This is a genomic window from Tissierella simiarum (genome assembly GCF_018917865.1).
GTDB classification, from domain to species: domain Bacteria; phylum Bacillota; class Clostridia; order Tissierellales; family Tissierellaceae; genus Tissierella_C; species Tissierella_C simiarum.
Window position 1 is genome coordinate 217,598 of the sequence record NZ_JAHLPM010000001.1, and the last position, 20,932, is coordinate 238,529.

The 20,932-nt window shown below is 31.0% G+C and carries 19 protein-coding genes and 1 riboswitch; of the genes, 2 read left to right on the forward strand and 17 right to left on the reverse strand.

Features of this window, described 5'->3' with window-relative positions; genetic code table 11:
• Positions 1-22: 22 nt before the first annotated feature.
• From KQI42_RS01105 to KQI42_RS01115, 3 genes are all read right to left on the reverse strand, one after another.
• The gene (locus KQI42_RS01105) at positions 23-814 is read right to left on the reverse strand and encodes an electron transfer flavoprotein subunit beta/FixA family protein (RefSeq protein ID WP_216515914.1); all 792 of its coding nucleotides are present in this window, start codon (positions 812-814) and stop codon (positions 23-25) included.
• 20 nt (positions 815-834) lie between these two features.
• Complete coding sequence (locus KQI42_RS01110) at positions 835-1,974, reverse strand: acyl-CoA dehydrogenase (RefSeq protein WP_216515916.1); 1,140 nt, start codon at positions 1,972-1,974, stop codon at positions 835-837.
• 306 nt (positions 1,975-2,280) lie between these two features.
• Entirely contained in the window at positions 2,281-2,925 is a 645-nt protein-coding gene (locus KQI42_RS01115) for a redox-sensing transcriptional repressor Rex (protein WP_216515918.1), read from the reverse strand.
• Between the two features lie 200 nt (positions 2,926-3,125).
• Here KQI42_RS01115 and KQI42_RS01120 point away from each other — a divergent pair, with 200 nt between their 5' ends.
• A complete protein-coding gene (locus KQI42_RS01120; RefSeq protein ID WP_246565992.1) occupies positions 3,126-3,341 on the forward strand; it encodes a hypothetical protein in 216 nt (71 codons plus the stop codon).
• A gap of 73 nt (positions 3,342-3,414) precedes the next feature.
• Positions 3,415-5,325 carry an ABC transporter ATP-binding protein gene (locus tag KQI42_RS01125; protein WP_216515919.1) on the forward strand — a complete coding sequence of 637 codons (1,911 nt, stop codon included), beginning with the start codon at positions 3,415-3,417 and terminating at the stop codon, positions 5,323-5,325.
• Between the two features lie 166 nt (positions 5,326-5,491).
• Here KQI42_RS01125 and tsaD read toward each other — a convergent pair whose 3' ends face one another.
• The 14 genes from tsaD to fliD all read right to left on the reverse strand — a co-directional run bounded on the left by tsaD (position 5,492) and on the right by fliD (position 20,924).
• Positions 5,492-6,496 carry a tRNA (adenosine(37)-N6)-threonylcarbamoyltransferase complex transferase subunit TsaD gene (gene tsaD, locus KQI42_RS01130; RefSeq protein WP_246565993.1) on the reverse strand — a complete coding sequence of 335 codons (1,005 nt, stop codon included), beginning with the start codon at positions 6,494-6,496 and terminating at the stop codon, positions 5,492-5,494.
• Between the two features lie 15 nt (positions 6,497-6,511).
• A complete protein-coding gene (rimI, locus tag KQI42_RS20800; protein WP_246565994.1) occupies positions 6,512-6,961 on the reverse strand; it encodes a ribosomal protein S18-alanine N-acetyltransferase in 450 nt (149 codons plus the stop codon).
• 2 nt (positions 6,962-6,963) lie between these two features.
• Positions 6,964-7,665, reverse strand: a complete 702-nt coding sequence (gene tsaB, locus KQI42_RS01135) for a tRNA (adenosine(37)-N6)-threonylcarbamoyltransferase complex dimerization subunit type 1 TsaB (protein ID WP_216515920.1) — start codon at positions 7,663-7,665, stop codon at positions 6,964-6,966.
• Positions 7,662-8,123, reverse strand: a complete 462-nt coding sequence (tsaE, locus tag KQI42_RS01140; RefSeq protein WP_216515921.1) for a tRNA (adenosine(37)-N6)-threonylcarbamoyltransferase complex ATPase subunit type 1 TsaE — start codon at positions 8,121-8,123, stop codon at positions 7,662-7,664. The genes tsaB and tsaE overlap by 4 nt, the downstream gene beginning before the upstream one ends.
• Before the next feature lie 201 nt (positions 8,124-8,324).
• Positions 8,325-8,930 carry an ECF transporter S component gene (locus KQI42_RS01145; protein ID WP_216515922.1) on the reverse strand — a complete coding sequence of 202 codons (606 nt, stop codon included), beginning with the start codon at positions 8,928-8,930 and terminating at the stop codon, positions 8,325-8,327.
• An 88-nt stretch (positions 8,931-9,018) separates the two neighbouring features.
• Positions 9,019-9,141: riboswitch (FMN riboswitch) on the reverse strand.
• Positions 9,142-9,191: 50 nt separating this feature from the next.
• Complete coding sequence (locus KQI42_RS01150; RefSeq protein WP_216515923.1) at positions 9,192-10,352, reverse strand: amidohydrolase; 1,161 nt, start codon at positions 10,350-10,352, stop codon at positions 9,192-9,194.
• Positions 10,353-10,382: 30 nt separating this feature from the next.
• Positions 10,383-11,153, reverse strand: coding sequence for a sensor histidine kinase (locus KQI42_RS01155; protein ID WP_216515924.1), 771 nt, complete (start codon positions 11,151-11,153; stop codon positions 10,383-10,385).
• Between the two features lie 82 nt (positions 11,154-11,235).
• Positions 11,236-13,335 carry a Tex family protein gene (locus KQI42_RS01160; RefSeq protein WP_216515926.1) on the reverse strand — a complete coding sequence of 700 codons (2,100 nt, stop codon included), beginning with the start codon at positions 13,333-13,335 and terminating at the stop codon, positions 11,236-11,238.
• Between the two features lie 100 nt (positions 13,336-13,435).
• Positions 13,436-14,543, reverse strand: a protein-coding gene (prfB, locus tag KQI42_RS01165) for a peptide chain release factor 2 (protein WP_216515927.1) whose coding sequence is annotated in 2 segments (ribosomal slippage) — positions 13,436-14,467 and positions 14,469-14,543 — 1,107 coding nt in all. Because the reading frame shifts where the segments join, the coding sequence is not laid out codon by codon here.
• Positions 14,544-14,553: 10 nt separating this feature from the next.
• Positions 14,554-17,289, reverse strand: a complete 2,736-nt coding sequence (gene secA / locus KQI42_RS01170; RefSeq protein ID WP_216515928.1) for a preprotein translocase subunit SecA — start codon at positions 17,287-17,289, stop codon at positions 14,554-14,556.
• A gap of 139 nt (positions 17,290-17,428) precedes the next feature.
• Entirely contained in the window at positions 17,429-17,962 is a 534-nt protein-coding gene (gene hpf / locus KQI42_RS01175) for a ribosome hibernation-promoting factor, HPF/YfiA family (RefSeq protein WP_216515929.1), read from the reverse strand.
• 386 nt (positions 17,963-18,348) lie between these two features.
• Positions 18,349-18,819, reverse strand: a complete 471-nt coding sequence (flgN, locus tag KQI42_RS01180; RefSeq protein ID WP_216515930.1) for a flagellar export chaperone FlgN — start codon at positions 18,817-18,819, stop codon at positions 18,349-18,351.
• A gap of 8 nt (positions 18,820-18,827) precedes the next feature.
• A complete protein-coding gene (gene fliS / locus KQI42_RS01185) occupies positions 18,828-19,217 on the reverse strand; it encodes a flagellar export chaperone FliS (protein ID WP_216515931.1) in 390 nt (129 codons plus the stop codon).
• A 15-nt stretch (positions 19,218-19,232) separates the two neighbouring features.
• Positions 19,233-20,924, reverse strand: a complete 1,692-nt coding sequence (gene fliD / locus KQI42_RS01190; protein WP_216515933.1) for a flagellar filament capping protein FliD — start codon at positions 20,922-20,924, stop codon at positions 19,233-19,235.
• Between the last annotated feature and the right edge of the window lie 8 nt (positions 20,925-20,932).

The following is a 20,932-nucleotide window of genomic DNA, read 5'->3' on the forward strand; positions in this document are numbered from 1 at the left end:
CCTCCTTTTTTTCATAGGTATACTAAATAACTTGTTTTTCTTTTAATCTTACGATTAAATCTCTTACTACTTCCTTAGCACTACCTTGTAAAATTTCACCTGAACCAGATCTTCCAGGTGGTGTAAAGGACTTATTAACTTGAGTTGGTGAACCATCTAACCCTAAGTTACTCTTATCTGCTTCTACATAGGCAGCTGACCAAACTTTTACTCTGTCTGCTTTATGAGCTTCATATATACCTTTTATAGAAGGATATCTTGGTTCATTTAATTCTTTTATAGCTGTAAGTAAAACAGGCATTTCTGATTCTATAATAAAGTGTCCATCTTCTAATGATCTCTTAGCTATTACCTTGTCTTTTTCAATTTTTAGTTCTTCTACATAAGTTATTTGAGGTAAACCTAAATGTTCCGCTATTTGAGGTCCAACTTGTGCTGTATCTCCATCAATCGCTTGTCTACCACAGAATATAATATCATAATCACCAATTTTCTTTAGACCTGCTGCTAATGCAGTAGATGTTGCCCAAGTGTCAGAACCAGCAAATGCTCTGTCACTTAACAATATTGCATCATCAGCTCCCATAGCTAGAGCTTCTCTTAAAGCTACATCAGCTTGAGGTGGTCCCATACTAAGCACTGTAACTTTTACATCACTATTTTCATCTTTTATTCTTAAAGCTTCTTCTAAAGCATTTCTATCATCTGGATTAATAATACTTGGTACTCCTTCACGAATTAAGGTTCCTCTAACAGGATCAATCCTAACTTCGTTAGTATCAGGAACTTGTTTTAGACATACTATAATATTCATCAATCTTCCTCCTCTACCTGTTATTTTAATAAATTGGCTGCAATAACCATTTGTTGTACTTGGGATGTACCTTCATATATTTCAGTTATCTTAGCATCTCTCATCATTCTTTCAACAGGATAATCTTTTGTATATCCATATCCACCATGTAATTGTACACATTTAGTAGTAACATTCATTGCTGTTTCTGCAGCAAATAATTTAGCCATAGCTGCTTCTTTACTATAAGGTAGATTGTTTGCCTTATTATAAGCTGCTTTATATACTAATAATCTAGCAGCTTCTATTTCTGTAGCTAAATCTGCTAAAATCCATTGAATTCCTTGGAATTTAGAAATTGGTCTTCCAAATTGTTCTCTTTCTTTAACATATTTTACTGTTTCATCTAAAGCTCCTGCTGCTATACCTAAAGCTTGAGCAGCTATACCAATTCTACCACCATCAAGGGTTGACATGGCAATTTTAAAACCTTCTCCTTCTTTCCCAAGAAGATTCTCTTTAGGAACTATACATTCTTGGAAAATAAGTTCTGTAGTAGCTGAAGCTCTAATACCCATTTTTTCTTCAATCTTTCCTATACTAAATCCTGGAAAATCTTTTTCAACAATAAATGCACTTATTCCTCTAGTTCCTTTACTTCTATCTGTCATTGCAAATATTATATAAACATCTGCCTGTCCACCGTTAGTTATAAATATTTTACTACCATTTAATATATAATTATCGCCTTCTAAAATTGCTATAGTTTGTTGACCAGCTGCATCAGTTCCTGCATTTGGTTCAGTTAATCCAAAAGCCCCTAATTTTTCTCCTTTTGCTAAAGGTACTAGATACTTTTGTTTTTGTTCTTCACTACCGTATTTATATATTGGCCAGCAACCAAGAGATGTATGAGCAGAACATATAACACCTGTTGTAGCACAAGCCTTTGATAGTTCTTCCACTGCAATTGCATAAGCCACTTCATCAGCACCGGAACCGCCATATTCTACTGGGAAAGGTATGCCCAACATGTTATACTTAGCCATCTTTTCTACTGTCTCCCTTGGAAATCTTTCTGTTTCATCGATTTCAGCAGCAATAGGTTTTACTTCTTTTTCAGTAAACTCTTTCATTACACTTCTTACCATTTCTTGCTCTTTTGTTAAATTGAAATTCATATTTTATTTCCCTCCCTAATATATTGGCTAAATACCTGATACTTTCATTATAATTCATTTAGGTTTTTATTTCTATAATTATTGTTAATTATTTATCCTAATTTAGTTATTTTTTTATTGTTTTTTACTGGTATATATAGAATAAAAAGCCTATTTCATCAATTTTTATGATGAAATAGGCTTTTTATAGCATTTTTCTATTTTTCTCTGTTTAATAATATACAAATAACTGTTAATTTTTGTTACGATATTAACATTCGTTAGACTTTTTTAAAAGTTCAGACAACTAAGTATACCCTTATAGGTTTAAGTTGTGTAATCAGACCTATTTTTTAGGAAATATGAAAGTGTAAATAAACTTTCGTTTAAATGGACATTTTCTACTATTATATCTTCGGGAACTTTCAAATCTGCTGGAGCAAAGTTCCAAATACCTTTTATACCGCTTTTAATATAAGTATCTGCAATATCTTGAGCATTTTCTTTAGGAGTAGTTATAATTCCAATTTCTACATTATTCTCTTTAATAAACTCCTCCAATGAATCTACATCTCTGATTTCTATTTCTCTAATTTTTAGTCCTATTAATTTAGGATTTTTATCAAAAAGACATAATACTTTAAAACCAGCATCTTCAAAACCTTTGTAATTTGCCACAGCCTGGCCCAAGTTTCCAGCACCAGCAATTACTGCATTATATACTGTATCTAATCCTAATATTCTTCCTAATTGGTTATGTAGCTCCTCTACGTTATATCCATAACCCTGTTGTCCAAATCCACCAAAATTATTTAAATCTTGTCTTATTTGAGAAGCTGTAAATCCAGTCATCTTACTCAACTCTTGAGAAGAAATTCGATTTATTCCCTTTTTAAGCAAGTCTCCCAAATACCTATAATACTTAGGTAGTCTTCTAATAACAGTTATAGATACTTTACTGTCTTTATCCATATTTTAAATCCCCCACCTAAATCATATATTTTGCTCACTATATTATAACACTTTGAAATATTTGTGTCAAAAATAATGAAATTTTTAATTTTTTTTACATATTAGAAAAAATCACTCTTATTATTTTTTCCCCATATCGTGAATATTAAACCACTAATTTGAAATAATAAATATAGTTATTATATTAAGGAGGGATTTTTTTGGCAAGTAGAGAACAGCTACGAAAAATAGCTTTGTACTGCGATTCTTATACTCCAAGAGAAAATACAGAATTAACTTCATCAGCTGACAGCTATGAAGAAAAATTTGAAACTTGTATTAAATGTGGTCACTATACTAGAGAAGGAAAATGTGATTTAGATTTAGTAGATAAAGTTTTATCTTCTATGGCAATGGAGCTTGATTTAAAGAGGTAAAAATAGTCCTTACTTTTAAAGGACTATTTTTTCTGATAAAATATAGGAGAATAATATTTAGGAGGAAATAGAAATGATAGTCCTTTCATGCAAGAATATAACTAAATCCTATGTGGTAGATACTATATTAGATAATATAAGCTTTACTGTAGAAGATGGAGATAAAATTGGACTAATTGGTCTTAATGGTTCAGGAAAAACTACTCTTTTTAATATATTAGCAGGAGAAACAAGTCAAGATAGTGGAGAAATATATGTTCAAAAAGGTCTAAAGGTAGGATATTTAAAACAACAGACAAGAATGGAAAGCGATAAAAATGTTTTTGATGAATGTTTGCAAGTATTTGAGAACCTAATATTAATGGAAGAGAATTTAAGAACCTTAGAAAATGAAATAGCTTTTGAAAGTTCTAAAGGTGAGACTGAAAAGTTAACTATACTAATGGACGAATATGGACATTTATCTGAAAAATTTATTGCCTTAAATGGATATGGATATAAATCAGAAATAAAAGGCATATTGAAAGGTCTTGGATTTCAAGATGAAGATTTGGAAAAGTCTGTAAATGTTTTAAGTGGTGGTCAAAAAGCCAGACTTTCTTTAGCTAAACTTCTTCTTGAAAAACCAGATCTATTATTACTTGACGAACCTACAAATCATTTAGATATTAATGCTATTGATTGGTTGGAAAGATTTTTAAATGAGTATAAAGGAGCAGTATTAATCATATCTCATGATAGATACTTTTTAGATAATGTAGTATCTAAAATATTTCATATAGATAACTTAAAGTTATCTATATATAATGTCAGCTATACTAAATTCATGGAACAAAGAAAAAAAGAATTGGAATTATTAAAGAAAAAATTTGAAGATCAACAAAAAGAAATAAAAAGACAGGAAGAAATAATCCGTCGTTTTATGAACTATGGAGGCCAAAGATATATTAGGCAAGCTCAAAGTAGACAAAAAATGTTGGACAAGATAAAGGTTTTTAATAAACCAATAGATTCAAAAAAAGCGAGAATCACTTTTGAGCCTAAGATTAAAAGTGGTAGAGAGGTTCTAAGAGTAGAAAGTTTAGAAAAAAGTTTTAAAGATTTCAAGTTGTTAGAAGATATTAACTTTACTGTTTATAGAGGAGAAAAGGTTGGCCTTATTGGAGCCAATGGTATAGGAAAGACTACACTTTTTAAAATAATTTTAGGTCAAATAGCTAAAGATAGTGGAGAAATAAACATAGGTCATCATGTAGTTACAGGTTATTTTGATCAAGAAATGACTAAGCTTAATTTAAATAAAACCGTAGTAGATGAAATATGGGATGAGAATCCTACTATGGATCATTATCAAATAAGAAGTATATTGAGCCAGTTTTTATTCATTGGTGATGATATATTTAAAGAAATAAGCGATTTAAGTGGTGGTGAAAAAGGAAGACTTTCTTTATTAAAGTTAATGTTATCTAATGCTAATTTCTTATTAATGGACGAACCTACTAATCATTTAGATATAGACTCTAAAGAAGTTCTAGAAGAAGCCATATTAAATTATGAAGGTACTTTATTCGTTATATCTCATGATAGATACTTTTTAAATAGAGTTTCAAATAAAATTCTTGAATTAACTAAAGAAGGTATTAAAGAATACTTAGGTAATTATGACTATTATTTAGAAAAAAAGAATGAAGTCATATATGAAGATGATGATGAAAGTAGTAAAACTAAAACTCAACTTAAATTGGAACGTAAAAAAGAAAAAGAAATGCTTCAGCAAGAAAGAATTAAACGTAAAGAAATTGTAGAATTAGAAAAAAATATTTCCGAGGAAGAAAATAAAATCGAAAAACTAGATAAATTATTATGCGATTCAGATCTATATAACAACCCTGAAAAAATTGTAGAGTTAACCAAGGAAAGAGAAATCCTTCAATCAAATTTAGAGTCTTTATATGACAAATGGATAAATTTAACAGACGAATAATGTCCACATTGAGTCCACAAGTTATACACAGAATCCACAGAGTTATCCCCAAGGATATAGCCATGTTTTACACCTTTTTTCCCTATCTTTCCACATTGTCCACATATTTTTATGGTAAACCAGCATAAATATGTGGACAATATGTGAAAAATCATGTTGAAGATTATTACTTAAAGTCTAAATTTGGAATCACATTAAGATAAAGATCTGACTCCTTACCTTCAATATAGTTAAAATATGCAGCCGATCCTATCATAGCAGCATTGTCTGTACACAATACTTTTGAAGGATAAAGAATATCTATTCCTTCTTCTTTTTCCCTACTTTCCATTAAACTTCTCAATCCCTCATTAGCTGCAACACCTCCAGCTATGACTATTTTATCAGAGCCTTTTTCTTTAGCTAATCTAAAAGCTTTTTCAACAAGAACATCTAAAACAGCTTGTTGAAAACTAGCAGCCACATCTTCTACTACTATGTCTTCACCTTTTTGATTTGCTTGATTTAAATAGTTAAGAACTGCGGTCTTTAATCCACTAAAACTAAAATCATAACTACTATCTTCTAAAAATACCCTTGGAAAATAGATAGCTTCCTTATTACCAACCTTAGCTAATTTATCTATCAAAGGACCTCCTGGATAAGAAAGACCTAAAGCTCTAGCTACTTTATCAAAAGCTTCCCCTGCAGCATCATCTCGAGTTCTCCCTATTAATTCATAATCCGTATAACTATTAGCTTGTACTAAATAGGTATGTCCTCCAGATACTATTAAACAGGTAAAAGGAGGCTCCAGGTTTTTATGTTCTATATAATTAGCGCAAACATGACCTTGTATATGGTTTACTCCAATAATAGGCAAGTCTAAGCCAAAAGCTATTGCTTTTGCTGTAGATATGCCTACTAACAAAGCTCCCACTAAACCTGGGCCTTGAGTCACTCCAACTAAATCTATATCCTTAAAGGTTACATTAGCTTCATCTAAAGCCTGCCCTATTATTTGATTTATATTTTCTATATGTTTTCTTGAAGCTACTTCTGGAACTACTCCTCCAAATTTACGATGAATTTCTATTTGGGAGGAGATAATATTAGATAAAACTTCTCTTCCATCCTTGACTACAGCACAAGAAGTTTCATCACAGGAAGTTTCTATTGCTAATGTTAACATTTTTATCACCTCTTATCATACTTCTATGCTCTTCCACATAATGACTGCATCTTCATTGTCATCAGAATAATACCTAGGCCTAATACCAGACTTTATAAATCCATATTGCTCATATAATCTTTGAGCAATTAAATTGCTTTTTCTTACCTCTAAGGTCATAGCTCTTATACCTCTATCACTACACAAGTTTATAAGACCTTCTATTAATCTCTTTCCTGCTCCCAATCCTCTATATTCTTCATCAACAGCTATATTGGTAATATGACCTTCATCAATTATTAACCATATTCCTCCATAGCCTATAATCTTATTATCTATTTCTGCTACAATATATTTTGCAAGTAGATTCCGAGTCATTTCAAGTAAAAAGGCTTCTCTAGACCAAGGAGTAGTAAATACACTTTCTTCTATTTCCATTATCCTGTCTAAGTCCTTTTCTCTCATTTCTCGAATGATAATATCCATATTTATTTTCGCCTCTTTTCATCTAATTCACGTTGTGCCTGAGATTCTCTTAAATAATCTGGAATTAAGCTGTAATAATTATCAATATTCCCTTCTCTATATTTCTTTATTGCTAATTCACCAATACTAACAGCTCTACACATATTTTGACCTATAGTAGAAAATATAACTTTCTCCTTCAAAGTTTCATTTATAATATCTCTATGTAGAAGAGATCCATCTCCATTTACTACTATTTCTTCATAAGAATCATTCAATATACTGAGTAATTCATTAATATCTAGAACTGTAGGCTTCATTATAGTTTTAATATTTTTCTTTTCCGAACCATATATACCTGTATATACTCTATCTCTCCTGGCATCAATCATGGGAACTATTATTTTGCTGCAAGGTAAATTATAGGCTAATCCTTCTAACGTAGATACGCCAACTATTGGTTTCTCAAATAAATGAGCAAAACCTTTAATAGTTGCTATCCCAATTCTAAGTCCAGTAAAAGAACCAGGTCCAATAGCTGCACCATATAGGTCTATATCTTCTACTTTTAAGTTTAAGCTATAAAGAACTTCCCTTATCATAGGAACTAATTTTTCAGAATGGGTCATATCCTGATTTAAAGAATACTCCCCCAAAACTCTATTTTCATCTAAGACTGCACAAGTTGCCATCATAGTGGATGTATCTAAAGCCAATACTTTCAATCTATATTCAACTCCTTAATTATTTCTTTATACCTATTTCCTTCACCAGTTATAACTATTATCCTTTCATCTAGAGTTTTGCCTTTATCTATATTAATTATAATTCTTTCCTTAGGAAGTAGCTTTTCTATCTTTTCTGCCCATTCTACTATGGAAACCCCATTTCCATAAAAATATTCATCAAACCCTAGGTCATATAATTCATCTACATTTTCCAATCTATATACATCAAAATGATAAACCCTTACTCTTCCCTCATATTCATTTATTAGAGCAAAAGTCGGGCTAGTTATATATTCTTCTACCCCTAATCCTTTTCCTATAGATTTAGTAAGAGTGGTCTTTCCAGCACCTAATTCTCCATTAAGACAAACTATATCCCCACTCTGTAAAACTTCTCCTAATTTAATACCAAATTTTTCGGTTTCTTCTAATCCTTTTAATCTTATTTCCAGCATAAACTCAACCTTCCTATTTATAAAACTCCCTAATATTATAGCACTTACGTGTTTTTTACGCTACATTATTAATCCTTCATTGATTATTTTAATATTATTTAGATTTTATCCTAATATACTTTTTCTATTAAAAATTATAAAAGAGCTAATATAAAACAAAAGGATTTTCTATAATAGCTTTATAGAAAATCCTTTTATTATTTATCTATGAAGTATTGGTGATATTTTTTTATATATTAGTATAGTTACTAAAGATACTACTAGCCCTTTTAATAAATTAAATGGGACTATAGCATATATGATTAAAGATTTAAAATCTACAACCCTTTTATTAACGGCATTTCCCATATCTACTATTTTCTCTATAGACATTCCAAATAGTTTTGCATAAAAAGGAATCATGAAAAAATAGTTTATAACCGAAATTAAAGCAGTCATTGCAAAAGTTCCTACTATTAATCCAATTAAAGCATTCTTAAAATTTTTATCTTTATAATAGATATATCCTGCTATATATGCAAATATACTTCCTACTACAAAATTAGAAAATTCTCCTACTATCATAGTAGTCGAGCCTTCTATTACTACGTTTAAAATATTTTTAAGCAACTGAACCAATACTCCTGCCATAGGTCCTAAAGAAAAAGCACCAATCAAAGAAGGTAAATCTGAAATATCAAACTTTAAAAAAGGTGGTGCAAACCATAGGGGAAAATCGAATAGCATAAGTATGAATCCAATAACTCCCAACACTGAAACTTTAACCATAGTTCTTGTATTCCATGATTCTTTGTTTAATGTGTACATAAAAAATCCCTCCATTTTTTATTTTCTTCAGGGATTTAAAAAACCCCGAAGAAGAATCTTCGGGGTACAAAAATAGTCATAAATTATACTACATCTTCTTCCATCCAGACTTTAACTGTCGGCCTTGGAATCTAACCAAGTCAACCAAATTTTATATTGGCTCGCGGGCTTTACCGCCGGTGAGGAATTGCACCTCCCCCTGAAGATATATCTTATTATTCATAATATATTATATTACTCTTCTTAATACATGTCAAATAATTAGAATTTTTTGTAAACTATCTCTCCATTGATGATAGTAGCATAAGTTTTACAATCTATATCTTTAATTGGATTACCATCAAATATTACTATATCTGCATCCTTGCCTACTTCAATACTTCCTACTCTATCAGCAATGCCTACAATCTCAGCAGGATTTATGGTAATTGCCTTTAACGCTTCCATTTCATCTAAACCAGATCTATGTGCAAGTCCTGCACATATTGGTAAATATTGAAGTGGTATTACTGGGGAGTCGGTCATTATAGCTATTTTAACTCCAGCCTCATGAAGTACTCTTGGTGTATCAAAAGTAAGGTTTCTTAACTCAACCTTTGATCTGTTGGATAGAGTTGGTCCAACTATAGCCCCTTTACCTTCCTTAGCCAAATAATCTGCTATTAAATGTCCTTCAGTACAATGTTCTAAAGTAATGTCTACATCAAATTCTTTAGCAATTCTTAAAGCAGTAAATATATCATCTGCTCTATGGGCATGAGCTTTTAAAGGAATTTCTTTTTTAAGTACTTTTATCATTGCTTCCATCTTCATATCATAATCAGGCATTTTTGATGGATCTTCTGCTTTTTCCTTTTTCTCCATATAAGTTTTTGCTTTAAATAAAGTTTCTCTTAATATAGCTGCAGTTGCCATTCTAGTCATAGGAGATTTTTTTTGGCTTTCATATACTCTCTTAGGATTTTCTCCAAAAGCAATTTTCATAGCAATTGGATCTTTAATAATCATGTCATCTATTCTCTTACCATAAGTTTTAACAGCTACAAAAGTACCTCCTACTACATTGGCACTACCTGGTCCTGTAACAGCCGTAGTTACTCCTCCAACATATGCTTCTTCAAAGGATATATCCATTGGATTTATAGCATCTATAGCTCTTAAATGAGGGGTTACAGGATCAACCATTTCATTCCCGTCGCTTCCTTCAAATCCCATGCCTTCTTCCCACATACCTAAGTGACAATGTGCATCAATAAAACCAGGAGTTACCATTTTCCCTTCTGCATCAATTACTTGTGCATCTAAAGGTGCAACTAAATCCTTACCTACTTCAATTATTTTACCATCTTTTATAAGTATAGATCCATTTTCAATGATTTCTCCTGCCATAGTATATACGGTTCCATTTTTAATAAATACCATAAAAAATTCCCCCCTTAATATTTCGTTACTCTAAACAATATTATATCCTTTCTTTTTATCTTCATCAACATGTATGTTTTCAACTATAGTAAATTTAGTTTTAAAAGTTGTTCCTTCTCCTACTTTACTCTCTACGCTTATTTCAGCAGAATGATCTCTCAATATATTTTTCACAATATTTAACCCCAGACCAGTTCCTTTAGAACCCTTTGTGGTAAAGTATGGTTCAAATAACTTTTCCATAGTTTCTTCATCTATGCCTACACCATTATCTGATATTTCAACAACTGCACAATTATCTTCATTATAAGTTCTAACTATTAAGATTCCATCTTTTCCTTCTATGGCATCTATTCCATTTAATATTATGTTTAATATTCCTTGTCTAATCTCATATTCATTACAATAAATTATTCCATTACAATTTAGATCGGTTTCTAAGCAAACATTGTGTTTCTCCAATGTGTTTATGGTTTTAAACCTGTGTTTCGCCATAGCTAAACTACTTATCACAATATCATCAAAATAATGATAATCTTTTTTAGAGTTATAGCTTCCTCTAATATAGTTATGAATTTTATCTATTACAGTTTTTCCATCTAGGGCAGTTTGATTTATGATTCTCAAATTATTCTTTACTTCAACAGAAGCATCTTTTAATAAAGATAGTTGTGATAACCCAGAAATAGTTGTAAGTAGATTATTGAGATCATGGGTTACTCCTTCCATTAATTCACCCATATTTCTTAAATATTCAATTCTTTTTAGTTCCTTTTCAAAATCATCTATCGACTTCCACACCTTGCATGCCCCCCACTATAAAGTAAGACTAAGTTCAAGTGGAGCTTTAACTCCACCCGAATACTAAGCCACCTCTGATAATTTAGATATCCTTCATGCTAAGGGAAATTCGACCCCTCTCCATATCTACATCTAGTATTTTAACTTTAACTATATCCCCTACTTTAACGACTTCCTTAGGATGTCTAATAAACCCCTTAGATAGACAAGATATATGTACCAGCCCATCTTCTTTTACACCAATATCTACAAATGCTCCAAAATCAACTACGTTTCTAATAGTCCCCATTAGCACCATATCTTTTTTTAAATCTTCTATTTTTAATACATCTTGTCTTAATATAGGTTTTGGCATTTCATCTCTTGGATCCCTACCAGGTTTTTTTAGTTCATTAATTATATCTTGTAATGTAGGTATGCCTACGTTTAATTCTTCTGATATACTTTTTATATCCCCACTTAAATAGTCCATTTCCAGTAACTTTTCTGCTGTATCATAAGATTCTGGATGGACTCCTGTATTATCTAGAGGATTAGTACCTTCTGGAATTCTCAAAAATCCTCCACACTGAATAAAGGTTTTTTCTCCTAATCCTTTAACTTTTAGTAATTCTTTTCTATTTTTAAATTTTCCTTTCTCTTCCCTATGATTAATTATATTATCAGCTACTCTTGTTGAAATGCCAGCTACATATTTTAATAAAGATGGACTAGCAGTATTTAAGTCAACTCCCACACTATTAACACAATCTTCCACAACACCTGTTAATGATTCATTAAGTTTTCCTTGATTTAAGTCATGCTGATATTGGCCCACACCAATAGACTTAGGTTCTATTTTAACTAATTCTGCTAATGGATCTTGAAGTCTCCTTCCTATAGATACAGCTCCTCTTATAGATACATCTAAATCAGGAAACTCTTTAATTCCCACTTCTGAAGCAGAATAAATTGAAGCCCCTGCTTCACTAACTATTATATAGGAAATATCTTTATTTAATTCTCCTATCATTTCTGCCACTACCATTTCTGTCTCTCTAGAAGCAGTTCCATTTCCTATTGCAATAATATCTACATTAAATTTATTTATTAATTCCTTTAATTCATCTTTAGTTTTTTCAACTTGATTTTGAGGTTCTGTAGGATAAACTGTTGTATATGTCAAAAGCTTTCCTGTATCGTCTATTACAGCCACCTTACATCCCGTCCTAAATCCTGGGTCTATGGCCATAACTGTTTTTCCCTTAATTGGAGGTTGTAGTAGAAGGGGTTTTAAATTTAGTGCAAAAACTTTTATAGCTTCTTCTTCAGCTCTTTCCGTTAAATTATTTCTTATCTCTCTTTCTATTGAAGGAAATATCAATCTTTTATAGCTATCTTCTATAGATCTTTCTAAATATTCGGATGTATCTAGATTTTTATCCAGGATAACCTTTTCCTTTAGCAAATTTATCAATTCTTCATCTAAGATATTTAAGGCAACCTTTAATTTTTTATCTTTTTCTCCCCTATTTATGGCTAATATTCTATGATTTGCAATAGTTTTTATAGGTTCTTTGTAGTCATAATACATCTCATATACAGATTTTTCTTCATTATTTACAGCCTCTACAACTATTAATCCCCTATCATTGGCTACCCTCTTAATAATTTCTCTGTAGTTTGGATTATCAGAAATGATTTCAGCAATTATATCCATGGCTCCATTTAAAGCTTCTTCTGCATTATTGACCTCTTTTTCTTCGTTAATAAAAGTTGATACAACTTTTGCTAATTCTCCTTTCTTTAAATTTTGATTAAGTATTATTTCTGCCAATCCTTCTAAGCCTTTTTCCTTAGCTATAGTAGCTCTAGTCCTTCTCTTTGGTCTGAAAGGTCTGTACAAGTCCTCAATTCTTTGAAGGCTTTCAGAAGCTAATATTTCTGTTCTTAATTCTTCTGTTAATTTATTTTGCTCATCAATTAGCCTTATTACTTCTTCTTGCCTCGCTTCTAAATTTCTTAAATAAGTTAATCTATTGGATAAGTCACGCAAGACTATATCCTTTAGCTCACCAGTCTGTTCCTTTCTATACCTAGCAATAAAAGGAATAGTATTTCCTTCATCTAATAGTTCAATAGTGTTTTTTACTTGAAAGGGCTTTAGATTAAATTCATCTATAAGCATTTTTAAAATATCCATATATAACCTCCATATCTAATTAATTACCAAAATCCCCTAATTTAATATTCGACAAATGTTACAAAAGTCCTACCATTTTTGAAAAAAATTAGCCCTTCTTTTAAAGAAGGGCTCTTTGTTTCAAATACTCATTAATAAAGGGATCTATATCTCCATCCATAACCCTGTCTACATCTCCTACTTCCATGTTTGTCCTATGATCTTTAACCATACTATAGGGATGAAATATATAAGATCTTATTTGAGAGCCCCATCCAATTTGAATGTAGCTTCCTTGTAAATCTTCAATTTTTTCTTTTTGTTCTTCTTCTTTTAATTGAACTAGTTTTGCCTTAAGCATATTCATAGCTGTAATCTTATTGCTATGTTGTGATCTTTCACTTTGACATTGAACAACAATGCCTGTGGGAATATGTGTTATTCTAACGGCGGAATCTGTCGTATTTACATATTGACCTCCAGCTCCACTAGACCTATATGTGTCTATTTTCAAGTCTGATGGATTTATTTCAATGTCCATGTCTTCATTTAATTCTGGATACACATCTATACTTGCAAAAGAAGTATGTCTTTTTCCCGATGAATCAAAAGGAGAAATTCTAATAAGACGATGTACCCCTTTTTCAGACTTCAGATAACCGTAAGAATTAAATCCCTTAATCAATAAGGTTACACTTTTGATTCCTCCTTCTGTATCAGGGAGTATATCTAAAGTTTCCACTTGAAAGCCTTTTTGTTCTGCCCATCTTCTATACATTCTAAGAAGCATTTCAGCCCAGTCTTGAGCTTCTAACCCTCCTGCTCCTGAATGAATAGAAAGTATAGTATTACTTTTATCAAATTCCCCACTTAATAAAGTTGATAACTTAAACTCTTCTGCTACGCTAGATATCTTATTTAAACTTTCTTTTATTTCCTTATAAATATCATAGGCTTCTTCTTCTATGGCTAAATCCATTAAAATTTCTAAATCTTCTATGGATTCCATTAAATCATCATATTCTTTAACTTGATTGTTTAAAGACTTTACTTCCTGCATTATTCTTTGAGCCTTGTCTATATCTTTCCAAAAAGACTCATCATAGGATTCTTTCTCTAAAGATAAAGCCTTTTCTCTTAAGCCTTCAATGTCAAAGAGAAACACCCAGCTCTTTAACCATCTCTTTAATATTCTGAAGTTTTTCCTTGTCTAAATAAATTTCCTCCATTTAATCCCCCCTATTCATTAGCTCCACAACATTTTTTATATTTTTTTCCACTGCCACAAGGACAGGGATCATTTCTACCTACTTTTTTATCTTTAACCAAAGGCTTGCTGGTTTCTTCAGCATTAGTGGAAATAGGTTCTGCTACTCTCTTTCTTTGAACCTTTTCTGGATTTTCTACCTGATATAAAAATTTCACTGTATCTTCCCAGATACTATGAGTCATTTCATCAAACATATCAAAACCTTCCATTTGATACGCTCTAACAGGATCTACTTGCCCGTATGCCCTTAGACCAATTCCTTGCCTTAACTGATCCATAGCATCTATGTGATCCATCCATTTACTATCTACAACCTGAAGAAGAACCACTCTTTCTAATTCTCTAAAATTGTCTTCTCCAAATTCTTTTTCCTTAACCTTATATTTATCTTCCACCATCTCTAAGATTTTTTCTATTAAACTTTCTTTAGTTAAGTTTTCTATATTGTCAAAGGATAGGAATCCCTTTTTAAATTGGAACAAATTAATTAAATAATTTTCTAACCCAGCTAGATCCCATTCTTCAGGATACTTGCTTTGTCTTGTATACATCTCTACATTAGATTCTACTAAACTAGCAGCCATTCCTTGAATATGATCCCTTAGGTTTTCTCCCTCTAATACCTTTCTTCTTTCTCCATAGATTACTTCTCTCTGTTTATTCATTACATCATCATACTTTAATACATGCTTTCTAATAGCAAAGTTGTTGCCTTCTACCTTTTTTTGAGCATTTTCTATAGATTTAGTTAAAAGTCTATGCTCTAAGGGCTCATCATCAGGCATATTTATGTTATCTATTATTTCCTTAATCCTTTCTCCACCAAACAATCTCATTAAATCATCTTCTAAAGATATAAAGAATCTTGAAGAACCAGGGTCTCCTTGTCTACCAGAACGACCTCTTAGCTGGTTATCAATACGTCTAGATTCATGTCTTTCAGTACCAATTATATGAAGTCCTCCTGCCTTAACTACCTTTTCGTTTTCAACATCTATATCTTCTTTGTACTTGTCATATAATTCTTTATAAGTCTTTCTTGCCTCTAAAACTTCCTCATCCTCAATTTCAAAGAAGCTATCTACTAAACCTAAGATCTCATCAGAATATCCTTTCTTCTTCATCTCTAGTTTAGATAAGAATTCTGGATTTCCCCCAAGAACAATATCTGTACCTCTACCAGCCATATTGGTAGCTATAGTTACAGCACCAAATCTACCTGCTTGTGCAACTATTTCTGCTTCCCTTTCATGGTATTTGGCATTTAATACCTCATGAGGAACTCCTTCTTTTTTAAGCAGCTTACTTAAAACCTCTGACTTTTCAATAGATATAGTACCTACTAATATAGGTTGACCTATAGCATGTCTTTCCTTTATTTCTTTTACTACTGCTCTAAACTTTGCTTCTTCGTTTTTATATACACTATCTGGTAAGTCATCTCTAACTACTGGTTTATTAGTTGGAATTTCTACGACATCCATACCATATATTTCTCTAAACTCTGATTCTTCTGTTTTAGCAGTACCTGTCATCCCTGATAGTTTTTCATACATTCTAAAGTAATTTTGAAATGTTATAGTTGCTAAAGTCTTTGACTCACTCTTTACATTTAAAGCTTCCTTAGCTTCTATGGCTTGATGTAAACCATCACTATATCTTCTACCATACATTAATCTACCAGTAAATTCGTCTACTATAAGGACTTCGCCATCTTTCACTACATAGTCAATATCTCTTTTCATAATGTTTCTTGCTTTTAGAGCTTGGTTTATATGGTGGGCTATTTCCATATTATTAACATCAGCTAAGTTTTCTAAGCCAAAGAAGTTTTCCGCCTTTGCCGTACCTTTTTCAGTCAAGGTACAAGACTTTGCTTTTTCATCAATTAAAAAGTCTACTGTTTCTTCCTTAATTTCTCTATTAAAGACATCAATCTTTTCTTCTTTAGGGTCGATTATTCTACCAGTTAAAGTTCTTACAAAACTATCAGCAGCTTCATATAACTTTGTAGATTTATCTCCTATTCCTGAGATAATTAATGGAGTTCTAGCTTCGTCTACTAGAATACTGTCTACTTCGTCTACTATAGCATAATAGAGCTTTCTTTGAACCATTTCTTCTTTATATATAACCATATTATCTCTTAAATAATCAAAGCCAAATTCATTATTAGTTCCATAAGTTATATCACAGTTATAAGCTGCTTTTCTTTCCTCGCTAGTTAAACCATGAACTATACATCCTACTGTTAAACCTAGGAACTCATAAATTTTTCCCATCCATTGTCTATCTCTCTTAGCTAGATAATCATTAACTGTTACAACATGAACTCCTTTGCCTGTAAGTCCATTTAAATAAGCGGGAAGAGTAGCCATTAATGTTTTTCCTTCTCCTGTTTTCATTTCAGAAATTCTACCTTGATGAAGTATTACTCCTCCAATTAACTGAACTTTAAAATGTTTCTTACCAAGAACTCTAGAAGAAGCTTCTCTAACTACTGCAAAAGCCTCAGGCAAAATATCATCAAGGGTTTCACCTTTATTTAATCTATCTTTAAATTCTACTGTCTTTCCTTTTAGCTGTTCATCTGTTAAGCTTTGCATTTCTCCATCTAAGGATTCAATTTTATCTACAAATGGAGTCACTTTTTTCAATTCTCTATCACTATAGGAACCAAAAACTTTTCCAAATAAGCCTTTCATTGATTTAACCACCTTTCAAAAAAAGTTCAGACCATTATTTATTTTATCATTTATTTGAATTCCTTACAACATAAAGGATATCATAAAAAATTGCAGGATGAATATCCTGCAATTTTCACATCTATATTTAATTATACTATTAAAACTCTGGCTCTATCAACCCATAATGTCCATCTTTTCTCTTATAAATTACACTTATTTCCTCAGAGTCTGCATTCATGAATACAAAGAAATTATGTCTTAATAATTCCATCTGTAAAACAGCTTCTTCTGTAGACATTGGTTTAAGATCAAATTTTTTCCTTTTAACAACCTTTAACTTTTCTCCTTCTTCCTCTACAGGAAGTGGTGCTATGTTTTCAAACCTAATGGTTTCACCATTTTGATATCTTCTTTGTAATTTTGTTTTATGCTTTCTCATTTGTCTTTCCAATATATCCACAGCTTTATCTATAGAAGCATACATATCATCACTTGATTCTTCAGCTCTAAGTATTGTTCCAGGAAGGTTTATGGTTACCTCAATTATTTTCCTATTTTTTTCAACACTAAAGGTTACATTACCTTCTACATCTTTTTGAAAATATTTATCTAACTTACCTAATTTCTTTTCAGTTACGTCTTTTAAGGCTTCTGTTACCTCTACATTTTTTCCAGTATAATTCATCTTCATAAACCCAGCTCCTTTCATATAAGCTAAAAGCTTATACTATTTGTATTATATAATATACCCACTTAAGTGGACTATATAAACATTATTATTTTAAAAATCCTCAATTTAATAAAATATATAAAAATTGTTAACAAACTACTGTGGATGTTATGTGGATAGTTTTTGCAACTTTCTGTGGATTATGTGTATAAAACTGTGGAAAACTGTTAATAATCTACTTTTTAATGTGTATAAACTCTTGATAAATGGTGGACAACTACAATACTCTTGATTTATCCACAATTTTTCATATTTTCCGAATATATATTACATTTTATTTATCCCCAGAATATATTTCTTATTAACAGTATATACAGCCAAAACAAAAAATAGAAAGGAATTCCTTTCTATTTTTTTTCATCGATTAACATACTTCCCGAAACTTCAGTATTATATCCTTTATATGCTATTTTACCTTTTTTTACTCTTCTAAGCTCTAACTTAGTTTTTTCTAAACTTTCTCTAATAGACTTATTATTTTTTTCATCTAAAAGAGATATACTCATTAAAGTTGAAGTGACTTCAGCAACAACTTCTTTTAAATCTTTTAAGTTTGGATATTTATCCGTGTTTATTTCATCAAGACTATCTATATTTTCTTCTCTTTTAAGTTGTCCATATAAAGTTAAAAAAGATACATCTATCTTATCTATTTCTAGCATTATCTTATCTTTTTTATCTAAAACATAATTTAGTTCTTCCATATCTTCTTTTTCTATTAAGTCTTTTTGTAGTTTAGTTAATTGTAGAATTTCTAATAATAGCTCATTTTTCTCCTTAGATAGAGCTACCATAGTATCTATCATACTGCTATCCATCTATTCACCTACTTATTTTGATAAACTTTTTGTTTTATTTGCTTCATAACATCCTTCCAAGTATCCCTCATATCTGTCATTACCTCTAAAGCCTCATCTATGGGTTTAGTGTCCTTATTTATATTAGCAGCTATAAGCTTGTCTAATACAAAGTCATATAAGCTCCTTAAGTCGTTGGATATAGGATAATCCATATTCAATGAAGCATTAAGCTCCATAATTATATCTTGGGCCCTTATTAAAGAGGAATGAGCTTTTTCTAAATCCTTATTTTCAATGGAATACTTTCCTATATTCATAAACTTGATTCCACCATCATAGAGCATCAATGTTAATTCTTCTGGAGTAGCAGTAAGTACTGCATTTTGTTTGTACTGATTAAGAGCGTTATATGTCATTTTCTTCTCCCTTCCCTATCTCATAAATTGCTGTCCTATCCAAGCACCTTGACTATTCATTCTACTAATAGCTTTTTCCATAGCAGTAAACTTTGCATAATAAGCACTCTCTTTTCTAAAAAGCATCGCTTCTAAATCATCAAGTTTTCTACTCATCTGTAAAACATCTTTATCTAATAAACTAATACTGGATAATTCTGTAACAAAATTTAGCAGCATATTAGGTCTAACACTTCTATACAAATCGGAGTCATCTCCTACTCCCGATTTATTTACTATTTCTTCCATTCCCGCCATCATCTCATCATAAATTCTGGATACTAAGCCGCCTTTTTCTACTTTAACTTTTTCTTCCCCATCTATGACTTGCTTAACTTCTTTAGTTTCTTTAAATAAAAGCTCCATTACACTTTCCGGATCTTCTAAGATAGCTTTCTTTAACTTATCTTCATCAATTACCAATTTTCCACCAAGACTACCTTTAACATATTTCTCAGTACTTATTCCTATCTCTGTTATATGCTTATAAATTCCATCAGTATTTATTTTCTCGTATATGGAAGTTCTAGTATTTTGCATGATTCTTTGAACTATAGTATCGCTTTTTAAAATCCCTGATTTAGCTTTTTCCTCCCAAAGTTTTATATCATCTTTATCCATAGACTTCTTTTCTTCACTTGTCAGAGGATAATAGTCCCTATATTGTTTTTCGGATAAAAGTTTATTAGTCTTATCTACTAATTTATTGTATTCTTCAACAAACTGTTCAACCTTTTCAATTATTCCATCTACATCGGTATCAACTTTAATAGTAGTCATACCTTTAGACTTAATCTCTATATCTATACCATTTATATTAAAATTATTTGATGAATAATGTAATTCAACTCCATTATATTCTACTTTAGCATTAGTACCTTTTACTCCTCCAGCAGGGATATTTAATTTATTCATAAATTCGTTATTATTAGAAGTTATATTTATTCTAGATTTATCCCCAGTTTCTGTAGTTTGTAAAAATAGCCTCTCATTTTCTTTATCATAAAAAGCTGTCACTCCTAAAGATACCTCTTTTACTTGTTTCATTTCTTCTTCTGTTAATTCTCTTGGAGCTCCATCTTCTACTATTTTTCCATCTGTTACTATTTTTCCATCAAACATTTCTACTTTAGCCGCATTTATTTTATTAACGATATCATTTATAGTAACACCTTTACTATTTTCTACTTTTATTAATTTTTTAATATCGTCGCCATTCTTGTCTTTTCCAGCAATTAGCTCGAACTCTAATTCTGTACCAAATGTCTCACTTTCTCCTATTTTTTCACCACTTACAAAAGTAGCACCTTTTGCTAATTCTTTTACTTCCAACTGAAAGTTTCCATTTACCGCCTTAGATGTACTAGATACTGTTGCTATATCTTCTCTAGAAGAAGTTGCTTTTTTAACCCATGTCAAATTTTTATAAGAATTAGGATAAAGAGTACCTTTATATGTTACTTGAGTTAAACCAAAACTTTTTCTAGTATTCATTATAAAGTTTGCAAAATCTTTATTCAAAGAATTATATGTTTCTTGACGCCAAACTAAAGTCTGTCTATCCCTAAATACTCTATCAACCTTTAGTCTCTCAACTTTCATTAAATTATTTATAATTTCTTCAGTGTCTATTCCTGATGCTAAACCTGATATTCTCATAGTATTCATAAAATCAC